Genomic DNA, 24,594 nt, shown 5'->3' with positions numbered 1-24,594 from the left:
CTGTCGAACAAGAAAGGGGCTGAAGACCGCGTCACCCTGACCGGGGCGCTGGTTAACAGCGGCACGCTGCAGTCGAAGGGGAGCAGCACGCTCAGCGCGGACACGATAACCAGCTCCGGCACGCTGCTGGCCGCCGGTAACCTGACTCTCGGAACCAGCAATTTCACCACCTCCGGGAACGCCATAACCCAGGCCGCAGACCGGCTGGCCCTGACGACAACGGGCAAAACTGACCTGCAGGCCGGGACGCTGCTGGGCGGGAGCCTGGCTCTGAGCGCCGGTACTGGCTTCAGTAACGCCGGACGGGTTGTGGCTGATAAGGGGGATATCGGGCTGCAAATCGCCGGCTTACTGGACAACAGCGGTCTCCTGCAGGCAGCCGGCAGTCTGGTCATCGCGGACATGCAGTCGGGCGGCAGTGAAAACCTGCACAACAGCGGGAAAATCCTGGCCGGCGGGACGATGAAGGTGAAGGCGGATGACATCGTCAGCCTGCCGGGCAGTGATGCAGACAGCGGCTGGATACAGGCCGGCACCGGCTCCGTGATTGAGGCCGCCTCGCTGGACAATCAGGGAACCTGGCTGCTGTCGAACAAGAAAGGGGCTGAAGACCGCGTCACCCTGACCGGGGCGCTGGTTAACAGCGGCACGCTGCAGTCGAAGTGGAACAGCACGCTCAGTGCGGATTCAATAACCAGTGATGGTTCTCTGCTGGCCGCCGGCAGTATGCAGCTTGACGCCAGGGGGGATATCACCAACAACGACGGTGGTGTATTCCAGTCGGCTGAAGGTCTCACCGTAACCACTGCGGGGGATGTTTACAACAGGGACATCAACAGCGTGTTTAAAGCGGCGACGGTGGATATTAACGCCGCCAGTCTTACAAACCACGGGAAAATAAGTGCAGATACCGGCTCAGCTGGTCTGCATATTGATAATATGCTCAGTAATGACGGGCAAATCAGCGCCGGCGATATACTGACGGTCAGCAACCACACCGGCGGCAGTGCGGTAATGTTGAGCAATGGCGGAAAAATGCTGGCTGACCAGCTTAATATTATTACGGAAGACCTCCGTAACGCCGGTATAATTCAGGGCGGGGGAAGTCAAAATAATTACATCAGCGTGCAAAAGACGGTTGTTAACGACATCCCGGGGATAATCACAATATCAGGTACCGGCGGAGCCGGAGAGATGGCTGTTTCCCGTCTCACCAATAACGGAAAAATACAGTCGGCGGGGAATTTTAATATCCGTTTAAACGATGACCGGGGAGTATCAGAGATTGACAACGCCGGCAGTATAGTGACTTCGACAGGGGCCGGTTTAGCCATTCTTCCGGCGGCTCACGGCGTGACGTCGCTGAATATCAGCGGCAGTATGCAGTCGGGAGGAACGCTTACAGTGAACGGTGAGAATAATACGGTATTAGCGTTGAAAAATGGCGGCTCGGTTATTGCGGATGAGTTAACGCTGGCACTGAATAAAATATCTATGGCTGTGAATTCGCTGCTGGTTTCATCGGGTAAAATGGATATAAATACCGGCGTGCTGGATATTACCCGGCTCACACCTGGCGGAACAGAACCGACTGCAAGGATTATGGCGGCAACCAGCGGTAAGGGGAGCGGTAACATAACGACGAACAGCACGTTTACCAACAACGGACTGGTCTACTCCGGCAATGACTTACAGCTTACCGCCCCGCATATTGTGAACAGCAACACGGGCGGTATCATTACTGGTCATGACCTGACTGTCAAGGCGAATGCCGGCACACCTGATTTGTCAACTGCCGTGAATAACGACGACAGTACCGGAAACCTGCATAATGAGGCGGAAGGGAATATTTATGCCGGGCATGATATGTCTCTTGATGTTAACGGTATTTTAACCAATGACGGCAGCATTCATACAGATAATTCAATGGTGGTGAATGCAAACACGATAACCAACAAGCATGATATCACCAGTGATGCTGATATTAATATCACAGCTTATAAGGTTGAAAACCTGGCAAAGGATTTTCAGATTAAAACAAAATGGTTGGATGATTATAATGATGAAAAAACGGTAGGGGATATTTATGACAAAAGTGGTGGTAATTGTCTTACGCCCGTGAATAAATGCAGAATAACTTCAGATAAAACCGGTAATACATGGCCTGGATATCAGTACTATCGTAATCACTACGAATCATGGGATAATCATGAAGAATTAGTTGGTAGTGTTCCAGACTTTTATATACCACAGATTACTTCTGCTAATAATTTGACTGTGAAGTTTGAACATGGCCTTAATAAAAATAGTGTTATTTCTGGTAAGGCGATTGACTTCAGCGGGATTGATACTTTGGCTGAGTTTACTAATTCGAACGCAGTTCTGTTGCAAAAAAATACTAAACGTACTCGCATATATTATTACTGGAAGCATGCTCATGACAGCACAAAAGTTCACTCAATATCCGCTCATGATAAAGACATGAAGAAAAAAAGACAGGACCCAGTTGATGAAATAACATATTCAACTTATAAAAACCTGACTAATTCCGGTATTTATGCAAAATCATTAACTGTTACCGGAATGGCATTAACCAATAATGGTGCTCCGGCCAGTAAAAATGACCTCAAACGGGGCGATACTGCGCCATCGTCACCTGATACACCTCAACATCCTGATACTCACTATCAGTCCGGAAATGCGGCGGTGAATCTTACCGATGGCGATAATGTCACGGGGACTGGTCTGGTTACCGTGGCTGACGGCATCCGGGTGACGGGGACCGGACTGATTAATATGACCGGGGGCGATAAGGTGACTGGAGCGGGCGAGGTCGTCGGCCAGTCGTTTCTGTCGGTTAACGTGGAAAATGGCGTAAACGGTACTGCATTTGGCGGTATCAATATCCCCCTGCCGACCAACCCCAATGGATTATTTGTACCGGTAAAAGAGCCCGGTGCACATTATCTGGTTGAGAGTAACCCGTTATTTACCGGTATTAATGTTACACCACCATCAGACATTTACCTGGCGGGCGGTAACGTCATTCATGGTTCTGATTATCTGGCAGAAAAACTTGGATATACGCCCGATCAGCTTGGTTTACGGCTTGGGGATGCCAGTTACGAGAATTATCTGGTTAAACAGCAGGTCATAGCACAGACCGGTAATGTGTTGCTTAAATCATACAACAGCGCGAACCAGCAGATGCAGGCGTTCCTGGATAATTCCGTGGCTGAAAGCAGATCCATGGGGCTGCAATTGGGGATGGCGTTAACCAAAGAGCAGCAGAGCCATCTTGATAAAGATATCGTCTGGATGGTACAGACCGAAGTGGCCGGGAAAACGGTACTGACGCCCGTTGTGTATCTGTCGCAGGCCACCAGGGACAGTATTATGAACGGCTCGGTTATTTCTGCTGATGAGGCTGATCTGCAACTGACCTCATTAGATAATAATGGCGGTACCATTAACGGCAGTAAATCGCTGAATGTGACCTCTGAAGGTGATATTAAAAATAATGCCGGAGCTATTCAGGGTGGCGATATCAGCCTTACATCAACGGAAGGCAATATTACTAATAATGAGGGTGATATAGCTGCCGGAAATAAACTCGGTATGCTGGCTAAAAAGGATATCAGTAACCTTTCTGGTTCAGTTCAGGGGGGCGATGTCAGCCTTATGTCAACGGAAGGTAGTATAGTTAATGAAACAAAACACAGTGAGTTTGGTGGTCACACCAGTATGGGACCTGCCTCCACTATCACTTCCACGGGCAATCTGACAATGAATGCTGGACAGGATATAAAGAATCTGGGGGCAGATGTGGTGGCTGGAGGGAATGCCAGCCTGAAAGCGACCGGGGATGTAACGTTTGATACTATTGAAGATAAAAATACCACCCATACAGGCAATGACACCACAACCACAATAAAACAGGTGCGTTCAGGGCTGACAGTAGGAAGAAACCTGGAGACCACAGCCGGGAATGATATCACTTTTGCCGGTACTGATGTCGGGGTCGCGGGTAATGCGCATCTTAATTCTGGTAACAATCTGGACATTATAGATCGCCAGGACAGTGTAACCACGCATTCTGAGAGCGAATCAGGTGGTTTATTACACCATGAAAAACATGTTCTGGATTCAACAAAAACCACCAGTAATGGCAGCAAATTTGAGGTGGGAGGAAATGCGGAGATGGAGTCTAAAAACGATATCACCGTGCGTGGTTCAGATGTGAGTATTAATGGTGATGCCAGTCTGCAGGCTAACAGCATTAAAATTCTGGACGGACAGAATACCGAGAATACTTCTTCCGTCGATGAAGAAAGTGGTATTGGCATGAATAATTCACTGTATGGGAGCAATAAAACCACTAAACAGCATGTGGCAGAGCAGAGTGTTGCCAGTCATCTGAAGGTGGGAGGGAATGCTAAAGTGAAAGCCAGTGAAGATTTTACTATTCAGGGATCTGATGTTGATGTGCAGAAGGATGCAGATATTAACGCGAAAACAGTCAGTGTACTGGCTGGAAGAAATACGGATAAAACAGATATCACTACTGAAAAAACCGCCATTTTACAGGGGAGTGCTTCCAGGGACCGTTCCGCAGAAAAAACACTTAAGTCAGATGCTAACAAATACACTACCTCGGCTGATGCTTCTGCCAGTGCTGAGGGCACTGCCAAAGGGAAGGGAGAGGCAGGACTGGCTTTTTCCAGTACCACAACCACCCATGAAGGCAGCAGTGAACTGAAACATACGGCTTCCAGTCTGAATATTGGCGGTAACGGAAAAATTAATGCGGATACGGTTAACCTGAAAGGCTCGGAGGTGTCGTCCGGCGGTGACCTGGATGTTGAGGCGAAGAATATCAATCTGCTGACTGCAGAAGATAAAAAAACGTCGTATAAAGACACCAGTACCACCCGTGTTGGGCTGATGGCTGCTTCTGATAATCAGGTCAAAGGGAAAGCAGAGGCCGGGGCTAAGGCTGGAGCAGATGCGTCAGCGCTGAAGGCCTCCGCCAGTGCTGAGGCCGGGGTGTCCGGTTCTGTTGAATCAAAAAACAGCCTGGATCTGGTTCAGACTGACACCAGCAGTTCTTCAACGGTGGATACGTCCCATAAGGGGTCTGCGCTTAAATCCGGGGGGAAAATGAAAGTTAATGCCAGTGAAACGTTGAATCTTGAAGGTTCCTCAGTGGATTCCGACGGAGATATGGACTTACATGCCTGGGATATGAAATTTAAGGCTGTCGAAGACCAGCATGAAGAGCGCAGCAGCAGTAGTCATACGGCTGCAGGTTTTTATGCCGATGGCGGTGCCAGTGGCAGTGCTGGTGTGGGCGCTGAGGCCAATGCAGGACTGACTTTACAGGGAACGGGAGTATCTGCTGGTTATAAGGCTTCGGCTGAAGGCGAAGCGGGCATACAAACAAGAGTTGAAAGTGAGAATGATGTTGTCGGTTCCACCACAGCGGTTACGTCCTCCATTCATTCCGGCGGCAATATGAAACGTACAGCTGAAAACAGCATTACCGATGTGGGAACGCAGATAAGTACAGACGGTGATTTTGAGCAGTCCGCCAGTAAAATTACCAGTGAGGCTGCACATAATACCAGTTATAAATCACACAGTAAGTCATCTGATACTACCAGAATGGGGGTATATGGCGAGGCATCAGCCGAAGGTTCTGCCGGGGCGGAATTAAATGGAAAAACTCACGTTAAACATGAAGAAGGTGTGGGAACAGGTATTACGGCCAGCTACGAACATAATGAGTCTTCATCAGAGTCAGAACGCAGTGATGCGGTGGTATCAAATATTCAGGTTAAGGGGAACTTTAAAAGTAACTCAGAACAGAAAACGTCGATGGAAGGTACGAATATCTCAGCGAGTAAGGATGCTGAAATTAATGCCGGTTCTCTGGACTATCGTGCTGCGGCCAGCACATCATCAGACCGTGAAAACAGCAATAACACAGGTGGAAAACTAAAGGCTGGAGAAACAGGTCTTTCCCTGAGTGGAGAATATGAAAACGTCAGTGAAAATACCTCCAAGAGCAACGCCGTGGTAGGAAACATTCATTCCGGCGGTGACCTGAAAATAAATACTTCCGGCGACACACATCTGGAAGGCACCCGTTTATCATCAGAAGGTGCAGCCAGCCTGAACAGTGGTGGTGATGTGAAGTTTGATGCCGCTAAAAATATCAAGATTTCCGGTGGTCATTCTGAGTCTGTAAAAGCAGGGCTGAGTGCTGAGTCTGAAAATATTGGTGTAAATGGTAGTGTAAATATTGAACAGAATGCAAAAATTCAGGACACAGATGTGGTGGGAGGGATAAGCAGCGGCAGTGGTCCCCTGACAATAAAAAGTGGTGGAGATGTGAGTATGACAGGGACACATCTTGAAAGTAAAAAAGACATATCTGTTGATGCCGCAGGAGACCTCAGCATGAAAGCTGCCCATGACAGGAACGGTGAGTCTTCCACGGCTTTCGGCACCGGGCTCGATGTATCAGTGGGGGAGAAAAATAACAAAGTGGGAGGCGATATAAATGCCAGTAACAAATCCAGCAAAAGTGAAACTTTCGGCGGTGTAAATCTGGAAAGTGGTGGGGATATTAAACTGCATTCAGGCAAAAATACCACGCTGGAAGGTACTGAGGGTAATGCAGCAGGCATAATTAACGTTGTTGCTGGAGGAAAGGTTACGCAAAAAGAAGTCATGGATACATCAACGAAAAGAGACATGGGGGTTGAACTGGGGGCAACCTATAAGAAAGAGCACAGTCAGCCCATGGAAAAAGGAACAGCAGAGGCAAAACAGCCACAGGCAAACCAGTCTGTAACTGCATCCACTCCGGCCGGGGACGTAAAAAACAATAAAACGGCTAAAAAACAATCCGGCGGACGTTCGCGTTCATCGACAGTTTCCCCGAAGGCCCCCGGTCCGTTGACAGAAAAGGCTGCGACTGAAACAGGTAAAAATGGTGAGATTGTTAAAAAACAGCCTGCAGCACGTACCCGTTCAGCAACCGTTTCTGCGAAGAAAAGTCATTCATCAGAACAGGTTAGGCCAGAAAATACCAAGACAGAAACGGAAAGAGTGAATGCGGTATCACCGTCTGTGGAGGTCAATAAACTTGAGACTCATTACAGCAATGAAAATCGCACAACAAAACACGGAACCCATCTTAAAGGAGGCGGTGGTGTGACTATTACTTCCGGAGTGAACTAAGGTCGATATTTTTACTGACAACGAATCCTGTTACTAATCAGCAGGGTTCGTTGTTTCTGTCACCTGCTTTTCATACTTCGGTTATTTTATCGTCCAGAATACCATGATGAAATGCTGATGACGACAATTATTAATCTTCTTGAACCGCCCCGGTAATCCTGGAGACTAAACTCCCTGAGAGAGAGGTAAACAGGATGACTAAAAATACACGCTTTTCCCCTGAGGTCCGTCAGCGGGCCATTCGTATGGTTATCGAAAGCCAGAACGACTATGGCTCGCAGTGGGCGGCCATCAGCTCCATCGCCCCTAAAATAGGCTGTACGCCTGAGACCCTTCGTACCTGGCTGCGTCAGTATAAGCGCGATGCCGGGACTGGTGACGGCGGACTCACCACTGCTGAACGCCAGCGCCTGAAAGAGCTGTAAGCGTCCAGCGAGAACCGTATTGACGGGGATGTGTTATTCAGTTGGCAGTGCTACGCGCCAGGGGAGCAGTTCATTCACCCGATTGATCGGCCAGTCTGCTATGACGTTAAGCACATGACGGAGGTAGCTGACCCTGTACACGATTCTGTGTAAATGCCTTTTCTCAGAAGTGACCGTCCAGGCGGTCACCGAACTCGATAATAAAGCGGCTCATCGCCATACGCCAGTCCCTCAGCGGCATTGTCCATTTCTGTGATGCTGCCTGGATTGCCAGCCACACAACCTTTTTCACCGAGTCGTCTGTCGGGAACACCTTCCGTTTCTTGATTGCATGCCGGATCACGCTGTTCAGCGACTCGATGGCGTTCGTCGTGTAGATCACCTTGCGGATGTCTGTTGGGTAAGCGAAGAACGTCGACAGGTTAGCCCAGTTTGCCTGCCAGCTGCGGCTTATCTGTGGGTAACGGTTGTCCCAGGCACTGGAGAACGCTTCCAGTGCCTGCAAGCCAGCCTCTTCCGTGGCGGCCTGATAGATGGCTTTCAGATCACGGGTGACGGCTTTGTAGTCCTTCCAGGAGACGAACCGCAGGCTGTTGCGCACCATATGCACGATACACAGCTGGATGCGGGCTTCCGGATACACTGCGTTGATGGCATCCGGGAAGCCTTTCAGCCCGTCGACACAGGCGATGAGGATATCGTTCAGACCACGGTTTTTCAGCTCTGTCAGCACATTGAGCCAGAACTTCGCGCCCTCGTTTTCGGCCAGCCACATACCCAGCAGTTCTTTCTGGCCTTCGATGTTGATACCCAGTGCCAGGAACACGGATTTATTGATGACGCGACTATCCTGCCGGACCTTCAGGACGATACAGTCAAGATAAACAATGGGATAGACAGCATCCAGTGGCCGGTTTTGCCATTCGGTAACCTGCTCCATGACGGCATCTGTTACCTTTGAGATCAGCGCCGGCGAGACATCGGCGTCATACAGTTCTTTGAACGCGGCGGCGATTTCGCGGGTGGTCATCCCTTTGGCATACAACGATAAAATCTGGTTATCCATCCCGGTGATCCGGGTCTGGTTCTTCTTCACCAACTGGGGGTCAAAGGAACCATCACGATCGCGCGGTGTACGCAGCTCCAGCGGGCCATCGCCAGTGATAACCGTCTTTTGGGTATAGCCGTTACGGGCGTTGGTTGCCAGTTTGGGCTGATTTTTATCGTAGCCAAGGTGATGGGTCATTTCGGCGTTGAGCGCAGCCTCGACACTGATTTTTTTCAGCAGGCGATCGAACTGGTTGAGATCGGCGTTTTTCAAGGTAGTTGTCGCTTAATGTAATAAAATTACGTTATGCCGCCTCTTTTTCCGGGTTAAGGTAAACTTCCGGAATATAGTCCCAGTTGCGTAGCTGCTTACTCCAGCGTTCTGGATGTTGTTGGTGGGCTAGCCGGTAAACAGACTTTCTGGCTGCCAGTATTTTCATATCGAGACCCCGATGGCGTTCATCTGGCGTAACGTATTTGATCCCGCTGTGCTTATGCTCAAGGTTGTACCAGTTTACGAAACGACTTACCCATGCCCGTGCGTCATCTATTGTGTGAAAGCCGTTCTCTGGCCACCAGGGGCAATATTTGAGTGTGCGGAACAACGATTCTGAATACGGATTATCATTGCTGACCCGGGGGCGAGAGTAAGAACTTAATACACCGAGAGCATACATTTTTGCCAGCAATGTATAGCTGCGCATTGGTCCGCCATTATCCGAATGGAGCACAAGGTTTCGGGATGAGCATTTTTCATTCCAGACGGCTCGCTGTAATAAATCTGCGGCATATTCGCCAGATTCGCAATCAAACACTTCCGCGGCGATAATTTTCCGGCTAAAAATATCAACGATCATATAGAGATAAAAATGTTGGCCTTTGACCCCGGATGGAACGTAACTGATGTCCCAACTCCAGACCTGGTTTGGCGCAAGGGCTTTTAGAGCATCCGGACGCTTATACTTACTTGTGCGAGTTCTGCGGGTCAACTGGTTAGCGGATTTTAATACACGGTAAAAAGTTGACTCCGAAGCAACATAAATACCTTTATCGGCGAGAGATGGCACGATGATATTAGGTGGTAAAGAGGCAAATTCTGGTGAGTTACAGAGATCCAATATTTGCTGTCTTTCGGCTTCTGACAATTTGTTTCGGGGTGTCCGGTTCGCAGCGTCGGGTCTTTGATCTGTGTTGATCACTTCACCATCAACCCAGCGCTGAAGAGTCCTGATTGAAACACCAATACACTGACAGGCCCGGTTTTTACGAGCCCCATTACCGACAGCTTCAGTAACAAGCGATATTATTTTTTGCCGCTCCGGAAGAGGCGTCAGTCTTCCTCGCTGTTGTCCCAGAGGGCATTGAACTTTTCCCGCAGCATCAAAAGTGCAGCAGCTTCTGCCAGTGCTTTATCTTTGCGTTGAAGTTCTTTTTCAAGCTCGCGTAATCGACTTCGTGCTTCACGTAACTCCTTATCGGAACGTCGATTTTCCGTAAGCTTAATTTCATGAGCCTGAATAGAGATAGTCCGCCACTCTTTGACCTGCTCGACAAATAAGCCCATACGACGACAGTAATCGGCCAGTTCCATTTCCGATAACGTCGAGGTTTCAAGGACCACTGAAAATCGACGCTCAGGCGGCCAGTCGTCACAATCGACGGAAGAAACCTTTTCATTTTCCGGTAATAGCCCTTTTTCTACCAACTCACTTCTCCACTTTGATACAACGGAAGCACTTACGTTGAGCTTACTGGCAATTTGTCTGTGTGACCAACAGTAAGGAGGTAAAAGCCATATCAATCCTTTTTCTTTAACATCAATCGGTGTTTCATATCCTTGCATAGTTGTTTCCTAAAAAATTGAGGCGACAACTATCCTGACATAGGGGGCCAAACATTGATCGATTCAGATGCCATTTTGCACCTGAAACCCATTTTTCAGGCGAACTTATCCTGCTGCCTGTACCTGAAGCCATCGTTTCCTGTCGATGTTATGCAACCTTTCCGCCACTAACTCCGTCGCATGTCTGCCTGCCTGCGCACCACTGAAACGCAACCTGTTGCCGCATAAAATGCATTTGTACGGATCTGTGCGGAGAAAAACCTTCATCAGCGCGGCGAAGCCCGGCTGCTCCGGTTTTTTCCGCGCCTCCATCTGCAGCGCTTCATACACCTTCGGCAGCAGCTCGCCCCGTTTACGGTTGGATAAAAAACCGTAATAACGCACCATCTTAAAATGCTTCGCCGGTACATGGCTGATATAGCGACCGATCATCTCTTCCTGCGTCAGTGTCTGCTGCCTGTGCTGTTGCGTCCGGTGGTCATAGTAATGATGCACCACGGCACCGCCGCTGTAGTGACGCAGTTTTGACGCTGACACTGGCGGCCGCTTCAGATACCGGCCCAGGTATTTGACGCTCCGCCAGGCACCCCGGGTCTTCTTCGCGAAGTGGACTTTCCAGCGGCGTCCGTACTGCGCCTGCAGATAGCGCTGCCACTGTTTTTGATCGCGGATGTGCCCCAGCCCGGGCAGACTGCCGGGATTTATCAGGTCATAGCTGTGGCGCAGCAGCCGGATGACCGCCCCGCGCCAGATTTCCTCCACGGGCTGCTTCTTAAAGAAGAGGTCGCGCCAGACTCCGTGTTTTATATCGAGTCCACCGCGGGTGACGGACAAATGAATATGGGGATGCTGGTTGAGCTGGCGGCCGTACGTGTGCAGGGCGCAGAAGATGCCGACCTCCACGCCCTGCCTGTGGGCCCACCGCAGCATGGCGCGTGTGGCGGCGCGGAAGAGTGCGTTGAGAAGAGGCCAGTTGTTGTTAAATAAGGGCCACAGCAGATGGGGCATGGTAAAGGTAATGTGCTGCCTGTCGCAGTCCGGAAGAATGTGGCTCTGCTGCGATACCCACTGCTCAGTGGCTTTAAATCCACAGGAGCTGCAGGCCTTAGACTTGCAGCTCTGGTAGAAGAAGCGTGAATGGGAGCAGTCCGGAGAAGAACAGCAAAAACGACGTACCCCCATGACAGTGGTGCCGCAGGCGAGCATGCGCTCCACGCTGAGACGGGTCCAGGGGCTGACGCTGTCGCCGAATTTTTCAAGAAACTTATTCCAGCCATCATCAATGGTGAAAAGTAGTTTTGCCGGGCGCGGAATATACATGGATTATTTATCCGGAGCATGACCGGAAAATAACCCATGACTCAGGAAGACATCCTCATATTCCTCCGGCTGGTCAGCCCAGTTGTCGGTATGTTTGTCCCACGGGTCGAAGGAAACGGAAAGGAGGCCGATATTACAGGAAATAACAAATTCATCAGCGGGCATGCACTCAATCATGGCGCCATCAATACAGCGGTAATATTCTTCAGCAGCCTGACCGGGGTGCTGTTCAAAACCACGGATAATATGGACTTCCGGAACAGCAGGTTGGGTATCGAGGAAAAACTGTGGGCCGAAACGGACACAGTAATGTATGGCCTCTTCAGGCGTGTCGTAAAAAAGTTCAACAGGCTCCTCATCATCAAATTCCGGGGGAAGGGAGATAAGCCAGCGTTTAGGGTACTGATACAGGGTCATATCAGGTGAAGTGTATTTACTGTGTTTCCCGGGTTTGCGTTTCCTGGGCGCTTTGCTGCGTGCCATGGTGGCCTGCTCCTGCAGTGAATAAGAGTACAGCGTTTAACCGTAACGTAATCAGCAGGTGGCAGGCGAGCATAAATTGGGGCAGAGGTTATGAAGACAATCGGAACGGCGAAGCCGTGACGCTCGCCCTGTAAGGGCGCTACGTTCAGATCGGCTTCCATCTGTGCGATACGGCGGGAGACTTTTTCGGAACGACTGCCGAAGTTCATCCGGCGTAGTTTATCCAGCTGCGCCTGCAGATGGTCTATATCACGCTCCCGGTTGTTCAGCTTTTCCTGCAGGGCGTGGATCAGCGCTTCCTGTTCGGCCAGGCGCTGTTTCAGCATAAGGATGTCGTCAGGAGAGGTGTCGTTCATAAGCCCGCATTTTACCAGGCTTATTCTGTGACAACCAGGATAAAGAGACCTACAGCATGGTCAGGGAGGTCAGCAACCGCTTAGGCTGCCGCCAGTCGATACCTTCCAACAGCATTGCCAGCTGCGCCGGCGTCAGGAACACTTTGCCATCACGGGCCGAGGGCCAGGCGAAGCGGCCGCGTTCCAGCCGTTTGGTCAGCAGACACAACCCGTCGCCGGTAGACCACAGCAGTTTGACCTGGCTGCCACTGCGGCCGCGGAAGATGAAGACATGGCCGGACATCGGATCGTCTTTCAGCGCCGTCTGCACTTTTGCAGCCAGCCCGTTGAAGCCGTTTCTCATATCGGTAATACCGGCAACCAGCCAGATTTTTGTCCCGGAAGGTAACGGGATCATCGCTTCAGTTCCTGTATCAGCAGAGTCAGAAGCTTTTCGCTGACAGTGCCATTAAGGCGGAGCGTCCCGTGCCGGAACGTTACCTCACAGCTGATACTGAGGGTTTCCGGGTCCTCTGCGGGCGGTTCTGGCTGTACGACAGCTGCATCGAGAGTCACAGGAAGTAGCTGAGGGCTCTCTGAAGAAGGTAATAGCAGCTTTCCCTCGCGCCATTGTTGGCGCCATTTGAACAACAGATTGGCGTTGATACCATTTTCGAGCGCCAGTTTTGAGATGGATATCCCGGGTTCGCAGGAGGCAGCAACGAGCTGCTGCTTAAACTCAGGAGAATAATTAGGGCAGCCTTTACGCCTGCCGGGAGTCATATTTTTCTGCATATCTGACACTTTGGTTCCCACTACTTATTTGGTGGACACCACTTTGTCGGATGCTTCAGATTATGACCAGACGGCTTTCGCTGGACGCTTACAAAGAGCTGGAGCGCGAAGTTCGTGAACTGCGGCGCAGCAACGATATCCTGCGCCAGGCTTCTGCGTATTTTGCGAAGGCGGAGTTCGACCGCCTGTGGAAAAAATAATGCCCCTGGTGAATACCCTGCGTGATGAGCACGGGGTCGGACCGGTATGCCACGAGCTGGATATCGCCCCGTCAACGTATTACCGGCATCAGCAACACCGCCGGCATCCGGAAAGACGCAGCCAGCGGGTACAGCGGGATGACCTGCTGAAGCCGGAGATACAGCGAGTGTATGATGAAAACCACAGCGTGTACGGTGTGCGCAAGGTCTGGCGACAGTTGCTGCGGGAAGGCATCAGTGTGGCCAGATGCACGGTGGCGCGTCTGATGACCGTTATGGGGCTTGTCGGTGTACGCCGGGGTAAAAAGGTCCGTACCACCGTCAGCCGGAAAGACGCTGCGGCAGGTGACCGGGTAAACCGTCAGTTCGTGGCAGAGCGCCCCAACCAGTTGTGGGTGGCAGACTTCACGTATGGTGTGCCCGGAGTTCAGGGCGAGCATGGACGCTCAAATGAACCACGAGTCTGTCTGGAATATTGAACCGGTAATTCACGATGAGAAACCCAACAATCCCACCGGGTGTGACGGTGGAGAACCTGAGCGGCAGTGACCTGCGGCATGCCCGCAGGGTGATGTAACCCGCTGACAACGGGGATTGAGGCGAGATAACTAAGCCGAGATGATCCTCAAGGTTAAGTACTGAAAGGCTGAAGAACATGAACCCGTTAATCCGCCTCTGTGGGTTGAAAACGTCACCACGGCCTACGTGATCTGACAGGCCGTGCAGGAGGAGCTGGCAGTGATACGTTAGCACTGCCGGTCGAAGGTGTTTTGACATGTATGCGAAACTCCGGGGCAGCAGCGTCTATCACACTCGCGTTGCTGACTTCTGCCAACTTGCGGCAAGCAAGGATAAAGAGTGCGACGGGCAGCCTCCTCAGTATGTCTGAGTCCAGGCAGGTAAACCGGGGAAGGTCAGCGACGGATGTTAAGGGGGCATGGCTCCGATGACGCGCTGGCTGGCGGAGCTTCCGTAGTAGTCCGCGATGGGGAAAGCCCATTACATGGCGAAGGGAAGCAGTTTGAATGTGTTTGCGACGTGAATTAACTGACCTAACGAGGTGAAGACCTTTGATAATCAGCGAAATGCAACGCAAGCTTGCCACATGGGCAGCCACCGATCCGTCCCTACGGATTCAACGGCTGCTGCGTCTGATAACACAACCAGAATGGCTGGCTGAAGCGGCGCGGATCACGCTTTCATCAAAGGGGGCGCATACCCCCGGTATTGATGGCGTGAACAAAACAATGCTACAGGCCAGACTGGCTGTTGAGCTGCAAATCCTCAGGGATGAATTACTCTCAGGCCACTACCAGCCCTTGCCCGCCAGACGGGTTTACATCCCTAAAAGCAACGGCAAACTGCGACCACTGGGTATCCCCGCGTTGCGGGATCGTATTGTTCAGCGGGCCATGCTGATGGCGATGGAGCCGATATGGGAGAGTGATTTTCATACGCTCTCATATGGCTTCCGGCCTGAGCGCAGTGTCCACCACGCGATCCGCACGGTGAAATTACAGCTCACAGACTGCGGTGAAACCCGGGGACGCTGGGTGATTGAAGGCGACCTGTCCAGTTACTTCGACACCGTACATCATCGACTGCTGATGAAAGCTGTACGCCGCAGGATCAGTGACGCACGTTTCATGACTCTGCTGTGGAAAACCATCAAGGCGGGACATATCGATGTCGGTCTCTTTCGGGCGGCCAGTGAAGGTGTGCCACAGGGCGGTGTTATATCGCCGCTATTATCGAACATCATGCTGAATGAGTTCGATCAATACCTGCATGAGCGCTACCTGAGCGGGAAAGCCAGAAAAGATCGGTGGTACTGGAATAACAGTATCCAGCGGGGCCGAAGTACGGCGGTCAGAGAAAACTGGCAGTGGAAACCCGCGGTGGCGTACTGCCGCTATGCCGATGATTTTGTCCTCATCGTCAAAGGCACCAAAGCACAGGCGGAAGCCATCAGGGAGGAGTGTCGGGGTGTGCTCGAAGGCAGTCTGAAACTCAGGCTGAACATGGATAAGACTAAAATCACCCATGTTAATGACGGCTTTATCTTTCTGGGGCACAGGATCATTCGCAAACGCAGTCGTTATGGCGAGATGCGAGTGGTCTCAACGATCCCGCAGGAGAAAGCCAGAAACTTCGCCGCATCGCTGACAGCACTGTTATCAGGCAACTACAGTGAAAGCAAAGTCGATATGGCTGAACAACTCAACCGAAAACTGAAAGGCTGGGCCATGTTCTATCAGTTCGTTGATTTTAAGGCCAAAGTCTTCAGTTATATCGACCGTGTCGTGTTCTGGAAGCTGGCTCACTGGCTGGCCCGCAAATACCGTACAGGTATCGCTTCCCTGATGAGGTGGTGGTGTAAATCACCGAAACCGGGTCAGAGCAAAACGTGGGTTTTATTTGGTAAAACCAATCACGGCAAGCTCAGCGGCGAAATACTGTACCGGTTGGTGGGGCAAGGCAAGAAGCTGTTCCGCTGGCGTCTGCCAGAAGGTAACCCTTACCTGAGGACAGAAGCCAGAAATACATATACATCGCGTTTTACTGAAGTGGCAATGGCGTTCGCCAGTGTTTAAATGGAGAGCCGGATGCGCTGAGAGGTGCACGTCCGGTTCGGAGAGGAGAGGCAGGGAAATAGTCCGACTACGCCCTGTCTCTTACTCTACTGAGCACCTGGCAGGGCTTCGCGTATGTGGCGTTCATCATCGATGTGTTCGCCGGTCGCATCGTGGGCTGGCGGGTCTCATCGTCGATGGAAACGACATTCGTGCTGGATGCGCTGGAGCAGGCGCTGTGGGCCCGTGGTCCGTCCGGCACCATCCATCACTCAGATAAAGGCTCTCAGTATGTGTCACTGGCGTACACACAGCGGCTTAAGGACGCAGACTTGCTGGCGTCAACCGGCAGCACAGGCGACTCATATGACAACGCGATGGCGGAAAGTATCAACGGACTTTACAAAGCGGAGGTGATACATCGTAAAAGCTGGAAAAACCGCGCTGAAGTGGAGCTGGCGACGCTGACATGGGTGGACTGGTACAACAATCGACGGTTGCTGGAACGACTGGGTTATATCCCGCCGGCAGAAGCAGAACAGGCCTGGTACGCTTCCATCATAGACGGAGATCTGGCAGCCTGAGTTCACAGACAAAACACTCTCCCGGAAAACCGGGGCGGTTCAGTTTTGCCACTCAGTAACCTGTTCTTTTACCGCGTCGGTGACCTTAGATATCAGCGTGGGTGACACATCGGCGTCGTACATTTCTTTGAAGGTGGCGACGATTTCGCGGGTAGTCATGCCTTTGGCGTAGAGGGATAAAATCTGGCTGTCCATCTGAGTAATGCGCGTCTGGTGCTTCTTAATCAGCTGCGGCTCGAAGGTGTTTTCACGGTCACGCGGCGTGTTCAGTTCGATCTCGCCATCATCGCATAACACCGTTTTTGACGAGTAGCCATTGCGGGGGTTTGAACCTGTTTTGGGCGCATTTTTCTCATGCCCGAGGTGGTCAGTCAGCTCCGCATTGAGCGCTGTTTCGACGATTAATTTCGTCAGCATACGGGAAAACTGATTGAGGTCGGCTTCGGTTTTAAGGCCCTTAGCCAGTTAAGCCGCCAGTGCTTTGAGTTTCTTTTCGTCCATAATTTGCCTGTCTCCGTTGTTGGAGTGAACATATCAAAAACAGGCAATTACACAATTTTAATTACAGTCTCACGCTGTCCGCCAACAGCGAGCTCACGCAACTCCTCCCCTGGAATATAACTTTACCGCAGGCCGAACACACTTAACAGGTGTGATTCCAGCGACGCTTACTCACCATTCCATGATATAAGGTTTTTCTTTCGGATCTGCATTTTCTGTTCAGGAGATAATTTCCAGTAATGCTGACTCATTCCCCCCTCCCAGTCCCCATAAGATGGATTTGGTAATACGATGAATTTCATGCCAAATTTCTCATGGTTTTCATCAACAAAACGCCTGCGCTGTATGTTATCTTTATGCCAGGTTTCTCCGGTAAAGTCGTTCAGATTATCTCCCATAAAAATAACAGGAGTATAACCTTTAGCTATGACATCTTTAAATCTCGCTGACTTATCCGTGTTCCCTGTCGTTTTCAGTATCACCGTTTCCCTGTTTATATCAGGAAAACCCTGCTGAATTAAATTATCCACTGTGGACTGGTAATCAACTGCATCCCGGTTAGAGATATAAAATACTCTTCCTTTATGAGTCAGCACAAAATTAGCAAAGGAAACGGCTCCTGGCATAGCCTCTGCCTGCCGGCCAGCTACCCATTGGTGCCATGTTTTATCACTGTAATTTTTGTTTTTCTCAATGAGCCATGCCTCATAGGGAATGTTATTCAGTACAGTTTCATCAATATCCACAATGACCGCTTTACGCTCTTCAGACGAAGCTGGGGTATGCATGAATATATTTTTAGCTGTGTTAAATGCCTGCCACGATAAAGCTCTGTATTCTCCTGACTGTTGCATCCAGTTCACTGCCAGAGTGGACTGAGATGATAATCGGTTTTGTTCCTGCTCTTCAGTATAAGAATGTGCACACCCGGACAGAAGAATAACGCCAGCCATAATACTTAATTTCATTTTTTGCTTCATAATATTTTCCTGTTATTCAGTATTGAGAGTTCGCTACAACTTCTTCACCGAGACTGCCATTGACAGGAAAGGGTGTATTTGTTGAGAGTAAGGGCCGTAATACCCTGATACCTGTTGCCCCGGCTTTACGGGCATCCAGTATGTCACTGTCCGAATCACCATAGAAAACAGTAATATGATTTTTCTTGATATATTCCACTTTTGCATTCCGGCTCGTTCCGGCATATATAACCTTATTTAATTTCTCCACAGGAATAGAAAAATCCCTCTGAATGATTTCTGTCAGATCTTCTTTAGCGCCTTCCGGTGCCGGACGTCCGGTAATAAAATAAATATTGTCTCCATGCCTGAGATACATTTCAATCAACTCTCGTCCGGACTGTTTTGGTATAGAAAATTTATCCCATCCTTTACTACTTAACTCATTCCAGAAAATTTTATTTTTTAGAAAATTCATACTGTCGGGGGAGAATTTACTCTTTCCATAAAAAAAGGCAGGACTTGAATACAGAAGGGTATCATCTATATCAAATCCCACGTTGACGGGCTTTTTATCAGCCAGAGCCGTTTCCAGTTGTTGCACCGATACCCAGTGAATTGCTGCCTGATGTGTCAGTTGCTCCAGTGTTGCGCCCTCCCGGGCTTCAGAAAAAATGGGAAAACTGAGCGTGAACAGAACCCCTGTTATTAACAATGCTGATATACGAAAATTCATTAGCATCTCCATAACTTAAAATCAAAAATAATACAAACTATTAATATTTATTTAACGCATATTTATACTCCAGATATTTTAAAATGCCTGACCAGGCAGATTCCACCTGGAACCTGAAGGATTTTGCTTATAATAATACAGGTAATTTGAAGTTTACTGAGCAGATGACAGTATGCCCAACATCATTTCCAATTCAGGTTAAATCTACTCCTCCTTGCATTAACGTGAAGCATCTCTCATTATTGATATGCAAGATGATTTGTATTTTATTGTTACGTGATTTCAATCACGGAATAACCATTCTACCTACATTCTCATCAGTACGGGAAATAAATTACAAGAATCCCGGCAACTTATATAGTTTTACATATTTCATTCAACTGATGTGTATGCTGAATGATGTTTACGAGGAATAACAATGAGAATAAATCATATTAAGCTGTTGGTACTGGGCTCAAGTTTTCTGTGTAGTACGGTAGCAGGAGCAGCACAGTTATACAGCAAAGACGGGACACATGTATCGCTTAACGGTGAAGTTAAAGGTCGACATTACTTTTCCGGAGACAAGGCTATTGATGGAGATAACTCTCAGGTAAAACTGATGTTCAGTGGTGATGCGAAAATTAATAGCCGACTGACCGGGTACAGTTACTGGGAATATAATATTCCCGTCAACAATACCGAAGGTAGTAATTCGAAAGCCACAACACGAATTGCTTACGCTGGTATAAAAATTGACGATGATAATTCTCTTAACTATGGTCGTAACTACGGTATCATGGATGACATAAGTGGCTGGACAGGGATTCCTGTTCCGGAATGGGGGGGTGAAAGTTATGATGGTATAGATAATTTTATGACCTACCGTACAAATAACTTGTTAACCTACAGAAATAAAAATCTATTCTCTTTTATTCCCGGTCTGGAATTAGGAATACAAGCTCAGGGGAAAAATGACGGCTGGAATGATACGGAGAATGAAACGGGGCCTCGAAGTAATAATCCAAGAGGAGTTGCACATCAAAACGGAAATGGTCTGGGGTCGTCTCTGATTTATCATATTACCGACGCCCTCAGTGCTGGCGCATCATATGCAAACTCTGACCGCACTCTTGAGCAAAAACTTGATCACAGAGGGGATCGGGCAACGGGATGGAATGCAGGTTTTAAATATGATGCAAACAGGATATACCTTGCTGCATACTATGGTGCTGTTAATAATATGCATTATATTGGTAGTGCCGATGGCTTTTCCCATAAAGCCCGAGGGTTTGAAGTGCTTGCTCAATATCACTTTGATTCCGGGTTTACTCCTTCTATTTTATATACTCAGGGAACTGCTTTAAATCTGCACAATGATGATTACAGTCATGATATGGATTATATAAAATTTTTCGATTTAGCAGGAATGTATAACATTAATAAAAATATTGAACTGATTGTTGAATACAAGCTCAATTTGTTGAACAGGAGCATGTTTACTTTTGCAAACCATATCAGTACTGATGACATTACCAATGTAACGTTGAAATACTCCTTCTAAAATTCTCAATTCACGACTCGTTTTTATTATCATACTGCGGGCCATTAAATGATTTTTCCCAAATAACATAGTTAAAATATCAAGAAAAGTAAAGAAGGATATGCAAATAATAAGCAATTTATTAAAAGGAAACCCTACACAGATATTTACTATAAAAGATATATCTGAATTTACAGGTATGAATTTTTACAAAGTAAGACATGCTTTGTTTATGCTTGAAAAACATCAAATAATAAAACAATATGAAGATAAGAAAGGCACAAAAAAATATTTAAGATTTTCAGTTTGATCTTGCCTAGCTATCTCCAGACAACAGTAAAATAACTGGCATTAAACCATAACGCAGAGTTGCGGGCTGGTATCCCTCATGGGCGGTATCAATCACGATTGCCCCACGATTTTTTATGCTCTCCACATTACAGGTGGTTATGAGGATCCTGTGTCTGGTGTAATACCGCCAACACTTCAATACCAGCCGGAACTTCGCGGTAATAGATAATATGGCTCTCAACAGGGAAACGCCGCACACCGACATGAAGATCTTCACTACGATCACGTCCGGGGCCCCCTGTGTCTGAATGAAGACGACCTGGCGCAGATCCGCCACTAATACTTTCCCGGCACTCCCTGCCTGACCATCAGCAAATACTGGTAAGGCAGGGAGATATCAGGTTCAGCCTGCCAGCCCACCGATTAAACAGCTTAATCATGACTGCCTCATTACCACTCCTGTGGCTGCGGAGCTGTACAAAATGTCAGATTCGGCGGGAGCCATAAAAGTCGTCCGCTGTAAATTTTCACGAAACCGGGTACCATGTAACAGTTCATACAGCCGGTTTTTCATGCCCATTTTTGCCAACAGACGATCCTTATCCTGCCAGATTTTCTTCCTGTCTTTGTTAAGAATATTCGTCATTCCGGCCAGAGTGTGTCGTCCCCTGTAAACTTCCCGCAGTAGTTTTTGCTGGGCCGGAGTGACGCCACATCTGACGGTCGCCCGGTACATCAGCAGGGACATGTAGTTCATCAGACGTTCCGGGTTGTTAAAAATCAGCGGGACTGCGAAATGCCCCGTCGCAGGCTTCGGGGCTGACAGAAAGTCAGTCAGTTTTCCGTTAACCGGATAAAGCTTTTCTCCGAGCGAAACCCTGACCACAGTACCGGCAAGCTCCTGGTGTAGCATGACCGGAATATCTCCCCAGTAGTGAAGCACCACCCGGTCACTGAACAACAGCTCATCGCTGATAACCAGCGCCGGATGAAAAAGAAGTGCGCTTTTCAGGGCGTAGAACAGAAAAATATGTTCGCGCGGACGCAGGCAGAGAATGAGTAAGGCGTCCGGCTCCCGGGCCAGCCGCTGCAGCAGGGTGGTAAGGCTGAAAGTGGCTTCACACCGGCTCCCGGGCAGTATGGCTTTCACCAGATGCTCAGTGGCACTCACCACCGGCCAGCAGTCCCCATGGATGATGACATGATGGTCCTCTGTTTTCTGGTTAATTCTGGTCGCTGTCATCTTTCTCTCCGTTTTTCAGTAACCTCCCGGCATTTCGCCGGGTACGCAGCCGGTTCCACAGTTCGTTGGCCTGAGCTGTGTCGGCATTCCCCACCCGACGACGGGACACCGGCGGGGAGGCGGAGCTTTTCCGCCTGGCAGTCGCGGGCGCATCCAGAACCCGGATAACATAAATTTCATAGCGCAGCGCTTTATTGGTCAGAGCCTCGTGGCGGCATACGCAGACCACCCGTGAAGATTTCTTTCTCAGATAGGCCACCAGATAACTGGCCCGCCTCGCAGTGATATGAAACGCCTCCGATATCTGATTACGCTGAACCCAGTCCTGCTGTTGCATGCACCAGTGCGCCACGATGATATACAGCGGCTCGCCGGTATACTGGCGGACGCCTTCCGGAATAAAGCAGGCATCATGGTTTGTCTGGGAGGGATAATGAATATCATTATCCTGCGTCGTATTATTCATTGCTGTGAGTAATTTGTCAGGGCGCATAAAAACCTCGTCATCAACATTAACGGGAAAATAAATGCCAGAGGTGAATATTGTTTCTGTATTTTTATTTATATCTGTTGCTTTTATTTACGTTTTCCTTTTTGCCGGATAATCTCTTTTTTATCTGTCGGCAGGTCGTAATAAAATCCCCGGTTCATATCGCCGGTCAGTTATATGTCACGACCACTGACATCGACGCTGAAAAATCACCGGTTTTTAAATCTGTACCCGGAATTCTGTCCACCACGGCAGTATAGGTTTTTTGTATACTGTTACCCGGGGAGCCGGTCATCTCTAAAGACCCCATTGACGCCGGAGTATTAAACTTTACGTTGTTTCCGGTGGCATTATCTCTCACGGAGAGCCTCAGGCCGTTATTCTGTCCGCCAGTGGTGAGTTGTATATACTGTTCATCTGTTATGGCCAGAGCGGCTGTCGGTATAAAATTAATCATCAGCGGAACAGTGAATGGCGTGGAGGTTCCGGTCTCCTGCTGCGCTGTTACGGTAAACGCTGCTGTTTTAGATAATGTGGAATCAACGGTTTTATAAAAACGCCCCAGCCTCACCAGTGAAGGCCTGACGGAAACCCTGCCCAGGTTCTCAGGCAGGAACCTTATGGAGAAGGCCCCTGTTCTTACCGGTTTTCCCCACTTAGCAGTTCCATCAGCGGGAATAATATTAAGTGCATCCATGGACGGGATGTCCAGAATCAGTATCGGTCTCTGCACAAATTTAGCCTCGACAAATAATTCCACACTGACTGTCGCATCGCGGGAATATTTTGAACCTCCATATTTGTCAAGCGGCTTAACACCAGTAGCCATCGCGGCACCAAATTTTTTCCGGAACGACGTGGTGGCCTTTCCGTTTTTGAGGTCACTCCATGGTATCGTCACGGGACCCTGGCCCGCTTCCTGTATGGTAAGGTTAATCCCCAGCCCGAGCTCGCCGAGCGGCTTTATTACTCCTTCTATGAAGCTGGAAGGGAACGCCAGAGTGGGGACATAATCAGTGTCCAATGACGGGTATACTGTACAGGTGTAACTTATGGCATAGGCCGGGCTGGTATACAGTATCTTTCCGGTAGTGACCTTCGACATTTTCAGGTTAACGCTCTTCAGCGGGACGGTTCCCCCCTGTGTTTCACATATTGAGTCTGCAAGTCCTTTAGCCATGGACGGAAAACAGACAGCCAGAAGCAGTATCGCCAGCATTCCATTCAGCCGTTTCCTCATGATGAAGAGCCTCCCTTCAGCGCACAGCTCAGGGTGTCACAGGCGTAGGGGTTCATCTGCAGGCCGCCGTAGTCGTCCACATATCCCACCCATAACTGACGGGCACTCTCCGGCAGGCTGGCCTTCAGTGGCAGGTCTGCGAATGGCGCAACCATTTCCCCGTCCCCGAATCCGCTGAGGCGATGACTGCGGTCGGTTCCCAGCCAGATTACGGTGATGTAATACGGCGTCGGGTTCTTTAATGTCACGTGTCCCCCGCTGCGCTCCACCACCAGTTTTCTTTCAGGCCGGTCATTATCTCCCCGGACGATGGCCGCAGGGCGGTAAAACAGTTTCAGCTGGCTCTGTATGGTCAGTTGCAGAACGTTAGCCGCATCCGGTTTTGGCGGGATGCTGCGTACGTTAAACCAGAACAGGGTCTCCCTGTCCTTCGGCAGTCTGTCCGTCATGCTTCTGACCTGCGTGATACGTACCTGAGATTTCTGTCCGGCGTCAATACGCTGCAGCGGCGGCAGGGCCATCAGCGTATCCGTCCGGGTTCCGTCGGCATTTGTCACCCATGACTGTGCCAGAAAAGGTAAATGTTTATCGTCATTATTCAGTATGAGAGAAACACTTTTCTCGTTACTGTTCATAATGATACGCGTCCGGTCAGCGCTGATGGCCGCCTGGCTGCCCTGGCTCCACACGGCCGCCAGTACGAGCACGACAGCACCGGTTGCGGTTAATCTGCTGTTGTTCTTTTTCACTGTCTGTTCT

Annotated in this window: 18 protein-coding genes, 6 pseudogenes and 1 other annotated feature; of the genes and pseudogenes, 7 read left to right on the top strand and 17 right to left on the bottom strand. The window is 49.5% G+C overall.

The annotated features are described in order from the left end of the window. A partial coding sequence (locus tag ACLJRH_RS23930) for a hypothetical protein (RefSeq protein WP_410958159.1) occupies positions 1-339 on the bottom strand: 339 nt, incomplete at its 3' end. Here ACLJRH_RS23930 and ACLJRH_RS23925 point away from each other — a divergent pair. Both ACLJRH_RS23925 and ACLJRH_RS23920 read left to right on the top strand, forming a co-directional pair. After that, positions 310-7,248, top strand: a complete 6,939-nt coding sequence (locus ACLJRH_RS23925; protein WP_410958158.1) for a hemagglutinin repeat-containing protein — start codon at positions 310-312, stop codon at positions 7,246-7,248. The two genes, ACLJRH_RS23930 and ACLJRH_RS23925, sit on opposite strands and share 30 nt — an antisense overlap. 194 nt (positions 7,249-7,442) lie before the next feature. Then, positions 7,443-7,670, top strand: a pseudogene (locus ACLJRH_RS23920) (transposase); the annotation flags it as partial. Positions 7,671-7,706: 36 nt separating this feature from the next. On the opposite strand, the pseudogene ACLJRH_RS23915 reads toward ACLJRH_RS23920, so the two are convergent. From ACLJRH_RS23915 to tnpA, 8 genes and pseudogenes are all read right to left on the bottom strand, one after another. After that, positions 7,707-7,802: pseudogene (locus ACLJRH_RS23915) on the bottom strand (transposase domain-containing protein); the annotation flags it as partial. Between the two features lie 34 nt (positions 7,803-7,836). Next, positions 7,837-8,994, bottom strand: coding sequence for an IS256 family transposase (locus ACLJRH_RS23910; RefSeq protein ID WP_410958157.1), 1,158 nt, complete (start codon positions 8,992-8,994; stop codon positions 7,837-7,839). Positions 8,995-9,025: 31 nt separating this feature from the next. After that, positions 9,026-10,563, bottom strand: a protein-coding gene (locus tag ACLJRH_RS23905; protein ID WP_410958156.1) for an IS3 family transposase whose coding sequence is annotated in 2 segments (ribosomal slippage) — positions 9,026-10,092 and positions 10,092-10,563 — 1,539 coding nt in all. Because the reading frame shifts where the segments join, the coding sequence is not laid out codon by codon here. A 105-nt stretch (positions 10,564-10,668) separates the two neighbouring features. Continuing rightward, positions 10,669-11,883 (bottom strand): IS91 family transposase, encoded by a 1,215-nt coding sequence (locus ACLJRH_RS23900; RefSeq protein ID WP_410958155.1) that lies wholly within the window; start codon positions 11,881-11,883, stop codon positions 10,669-10,671. A 3-nt stretch (positions 11,884-11,886) separates the two neighbouring features. Continuing rightward, the gene (locus ACLJRH_RS23895) at positions 11,887-12,366 is read right to left on the bottom strand and encodes a hypothetical protein (protein ID WP_410958154.1); all 480 of its coding nucleotides are present in this window, start codon (positions 12,364-12,366) and stop codon (positions 11,887-11,889) included. Positions 12,367-12,509: 143 nt separating this feature from the next. Then, positions 12,510-12,722: pseudogene (locus ACLJRH_RS23890) on the bottom strand (IS66 family transposase); the annotation flags it as partial. 49 nt (positions 12,723-12,771) lie between these two features. Continuing rightward, positions 12,772-13,119 carry an IS66 family insertion sequence element accessory protein TnpB gene (tnpB, locus tag ACLJRH_RS23885; protein ID WP_042922210.1) on the bottom strand — a complete coding sequence of 116 codons (348 nt, stop codon included), beginning with the start codon at positions 13,117-13,119 and terminating at the stop codon, positions 12,772-12,774. Next, positions 13,116-13,496 (bottom strand): IS66-like element accessory protein TnpA, encoded by a 381-nt coding sequence (tnpA, locus tag ACLJRH_RS23880; protein WP_410958153.1) that lies wholly within the window; start codon positions 13,494-13,496, stop codon positions 13,116-13,118. Before tnpA ends, tnpB begins: the two co-directional genes overlap by 4 nt. Positions 13,497-13,588: 92 nt before the next feature. Here tnpA and ACLJRH_RS23875 point away from each other — a divergent pair. The 3 genes and pseudogenes from ACLJRH_RS23875 to ACLJRH_RS23865 form a co-directional block, all read left to right on the top strand. Further along, positions 13,589-14,109 (top strand): annotated as a pseudogene (locus ACLJRH_RS23875) (IS3 family transposase); the annotation flags it as partial. Then, positions 13,651-13,767: a sequence feature (AL1L pseudoknot), on the top strand. (Overlaps the previous pseudogene by 117 nt.) A 672-nt stretch (positions 14,110-14,781) precedes the next feature. Next, entirely contained in the window at positions 14,782-16,290 is a 1,509-nt protein-coding gene (gene ltrA, locus ACLJRH_RS23870) for a group II intron reverse transcriptase/maturase (RefSeq protein WP_410958169.1), read from the top strand. 83 nt (positions 16,291-16,373) lie between these two features. After that, positions 16,374-16,853, top strand: a pseudogene (locus ACLJRH_RS23865) (IS3 family transposase); the annotation flags it as partial. A gap of 42 nt (positions 16,854-16,895) precedes the next feature. Here ACLJRH_RS23865 and ACLJRH_RS23860 read toward each other — a convergent pair. From ACLJRH_RS23860 to aphA, 3 genes and pseudogenes are all read right to left on the bottom strand, one after another. Next, a pseudogene (locus tag ACLJRH_RS23860) lies at positions 16,896-17,318 on the bottom strand (transposase); the annotation flags it as partial. Between the two features lie 203 nt (positions 17,319-17,521). Next, positions 17,522-18,334 (bottom strand): 5'-nucleotidase, lipoprotein e(P4) family, encoded by an 813-nt coding sequence (locus tag ACLJRH_RS23855; protein WP_410958152.1) that lies wholly within the window; start codon positions 18,332-18,334, stop codon positions 17,522-17,524. A 16-nt stretch (positions 18,335-18,350) separates the two neighbouring features. Beyond that, positions 18,351-19,049: an acid phosphatase AphA gene (gene aphA, locus ACLJRH_RS23850; protein WP_410958151.1), complete on the bottom strand. Its 699-nt coding sequence runs from the start codon at positions 19,047-19,049 to the stop codon at positions 18,351-18,353. A gap of 418 nt (positions 19,050-19,467) precedes the next feature. Between aphA and ACLJRH_RS23845 the strand changes: the two genes are divergently transcribed. Then, positions 19,468-20,592, top strand: coding sequence for a porin (locus tag ACLJRH_RS23845; RefSeq protein ID WP_410958150.1), 1,125 nt, complete (start codon positions 19,468-19,470; stop codon positions 20,590-20,592). A 100-nt stretch (positions 20,593-20,692) separates the two neighbouring features. Beyond that, the gene (locus ACLJRH_RS23840; RefSeq protein WP_410958149.1) at positions 20,693-20,881 is read left to right on the top strand and encodes a FaeA/PapI family transcriptional regulator; all 189 of its coding nucleotides are present in this window, start codon (positions 20,693-20,695) and stop codon (positions 20,879-20,881) included. Between the two features lie 127 nt (positions 20,882-21,008). Here the strand turns inward: ACLJRH_RS23840 and ACLJRH_RS23835 are convergent, their stop codons facing one another. The 5 genes from ACLJRH_RS23835 to ACLJRH_RS23815 form a co-directional block, all read right to left on the bottom strand. After that, the gene (locus tag ACLJRH_RS23835; protein WP_410958168.1) at positions 21,009-21,203 is read right to left on the bottom strand and encodes a type II toxin-antitoxin system RelE/ParE family toxin; all 195 of its coding nucleotides are present in this window, start codon (positions 21,201-21,203) and stop codon (positions 21,009-21,011) included. Between the two features lie 95 nt (positions 21,204-21,298). Then, the gene (locus ACLJRH_RS23830; protein WP_410958148.1) at positions 21,299-22,105 is read right to left on the bottom strand and encodes a transcriptional regulator; all 807 of its coding nucleotides are present in this window, start codon (positions 22,103-22,105) and stop codon (positions 21,299-21,301) included. Then, a complete protein-coding gene (locus ACLJRH_RS23825; RefSeq protein WP_410958147.1) occupies positions 22,086-22,598 on the bottom strand; it encodes a CaiF/GrlA family transcriptional regulator in 513 nt (170 codons plus the stop codon). The genes ACLJRH_RS23830 and ACLJRH_RS23825 overlap by 20 nt, the downstream gene beginning before the upstream one ends. Positions 22,599-22,764: 166 nt before the next feature. After that, positions 22,765-23,835 (bottom strand): fimbrial protein, encoded by a 1,071-nt coding sequence (locus tag ACLJRH_RS23820; RefSeq protein ID WP_410958146.1) that lies wholly within the window; start codon positions 23,833-23,835, stop codon positions 22,765-22,767. Further along, positions 23,832-24,584, bottom strand: coding sequence for a fimbria/pilus periplasmic chaperone (locus ACLJRH_RS23815; RefSeq protein ID WP_410958145.1), 753 nt, complete (start codon positions 24,582-24,584; stop codon positions 23,832-23,834). The genes ACLJRH_RS23820 and ACLJRH_RS23815 overlap by 4 nt, the downstream gene beginning before the upstream one ends. Between the last annotated feature and the right edge of the window lie 10 nt (positions 24,585-24,594).

It is taken from the genome of Salmonella sp. SAL04162 (assembly GCF_046551535.1).
In the GTDB taxonomy this organism is placed as follows: Bacteria; Pseudomonadota; Gammaproteobacteria; order Enterobacterales; family Enterobacteriaceae; genus Salmonella; species Salmonella enterica.
Note: the sequence above shows the minus strand (reverse complement) of the source record. Positions and strands in the feature narration are given on the sequence as shown.

Excerpts from the sequence above, each read along its gene's own strand:
- ACLJRH_RS23900 (WP_410958155.1), bottom strand. The coding sequence starts at position 11,883 with ATGTATATTCCGCGCCCGGCAAAACTACTTTTCACCATTGATGATGGC.
- ACLJRH_RS23895 (WP_410958154.1), bottom strand. The coding sequence starts at position 12,366 with ATGGCACGCAGCAAAGCGCCCAGGAAACGCAAACCCGGGAAACACAGT.
- tnpB (WP_042922210.1), bottom strand. The coding sequence starts at position 13,119 with ATGATCCCGTTACCTTCCGGGACAAAAATCTGGCTGGTTGCCGGTATT.
- tnpA (WP_410958153.1), bottom strand. The coding sequence starts at position 13,496 with ATGCAGAAAAATATGACTCCCGGCAGGCGTAAAGGCTGCCCTAATTAT.
- ltrA (WP_410958169.1), top strand. The coding sequence starts at position 14,782 with ATGCAACGCAAGCTTGCCACATGGGCAGCCACCGATCCGTCCCTACGG.
- ACLJRH_RS23855 (WP_410958152.1), bottom strand. The coding sequence starts at position 18,334 with ATGAAGCAAAAAATGAAATTAAGTATTATGGCTGGCGTTATTCTTCTG.
- aphA (WP_410958151.1), bottom strand. The coding sequence starts at position 19,049 with ATGAATTTTCGTATATCAGCATTGTTAATAACAGGGGTTCTGTTCACG.
- ACLJRH_RS23845 (WP_410958150.1), top strand. The coding sequence starts at position 19,468 with ATGAGAATAAATCATATTAAGCTGTTGGTACTGGGCTCAAGTTTTCTG.
- ACLJRH_RS23840 (WP_410958149.1), top strand. The coding sequence starts at position 20,693 with ATGCAAATAATAAGCAATTTATTAAAAGGAAACCCTACACAGATATTT.
- ACLJRH_RS23830 (WP_410958148.1), bottom strand. The coding sequence starts at position 22,105 with ATGACAGCGACCAGAATTAACCAGAAAACAGAGGACCATCATGTCATC.
- ACLJRH_RS23825 (WP_410958147.1), bottom strand. The coding sequence starts at position 22,598 with ATGCGCCCTGACAAATTACTCACAGCAATGAATAATACGACGCAGGAT.
- ACLJRH_RS23820 (WP_410958146.1), bottom strand. The coding sequence starts at position 23,835 with ATGAGGAAACGGCTGAATGGAATGCTGGCGATACTGCTTCTGGCTGTC.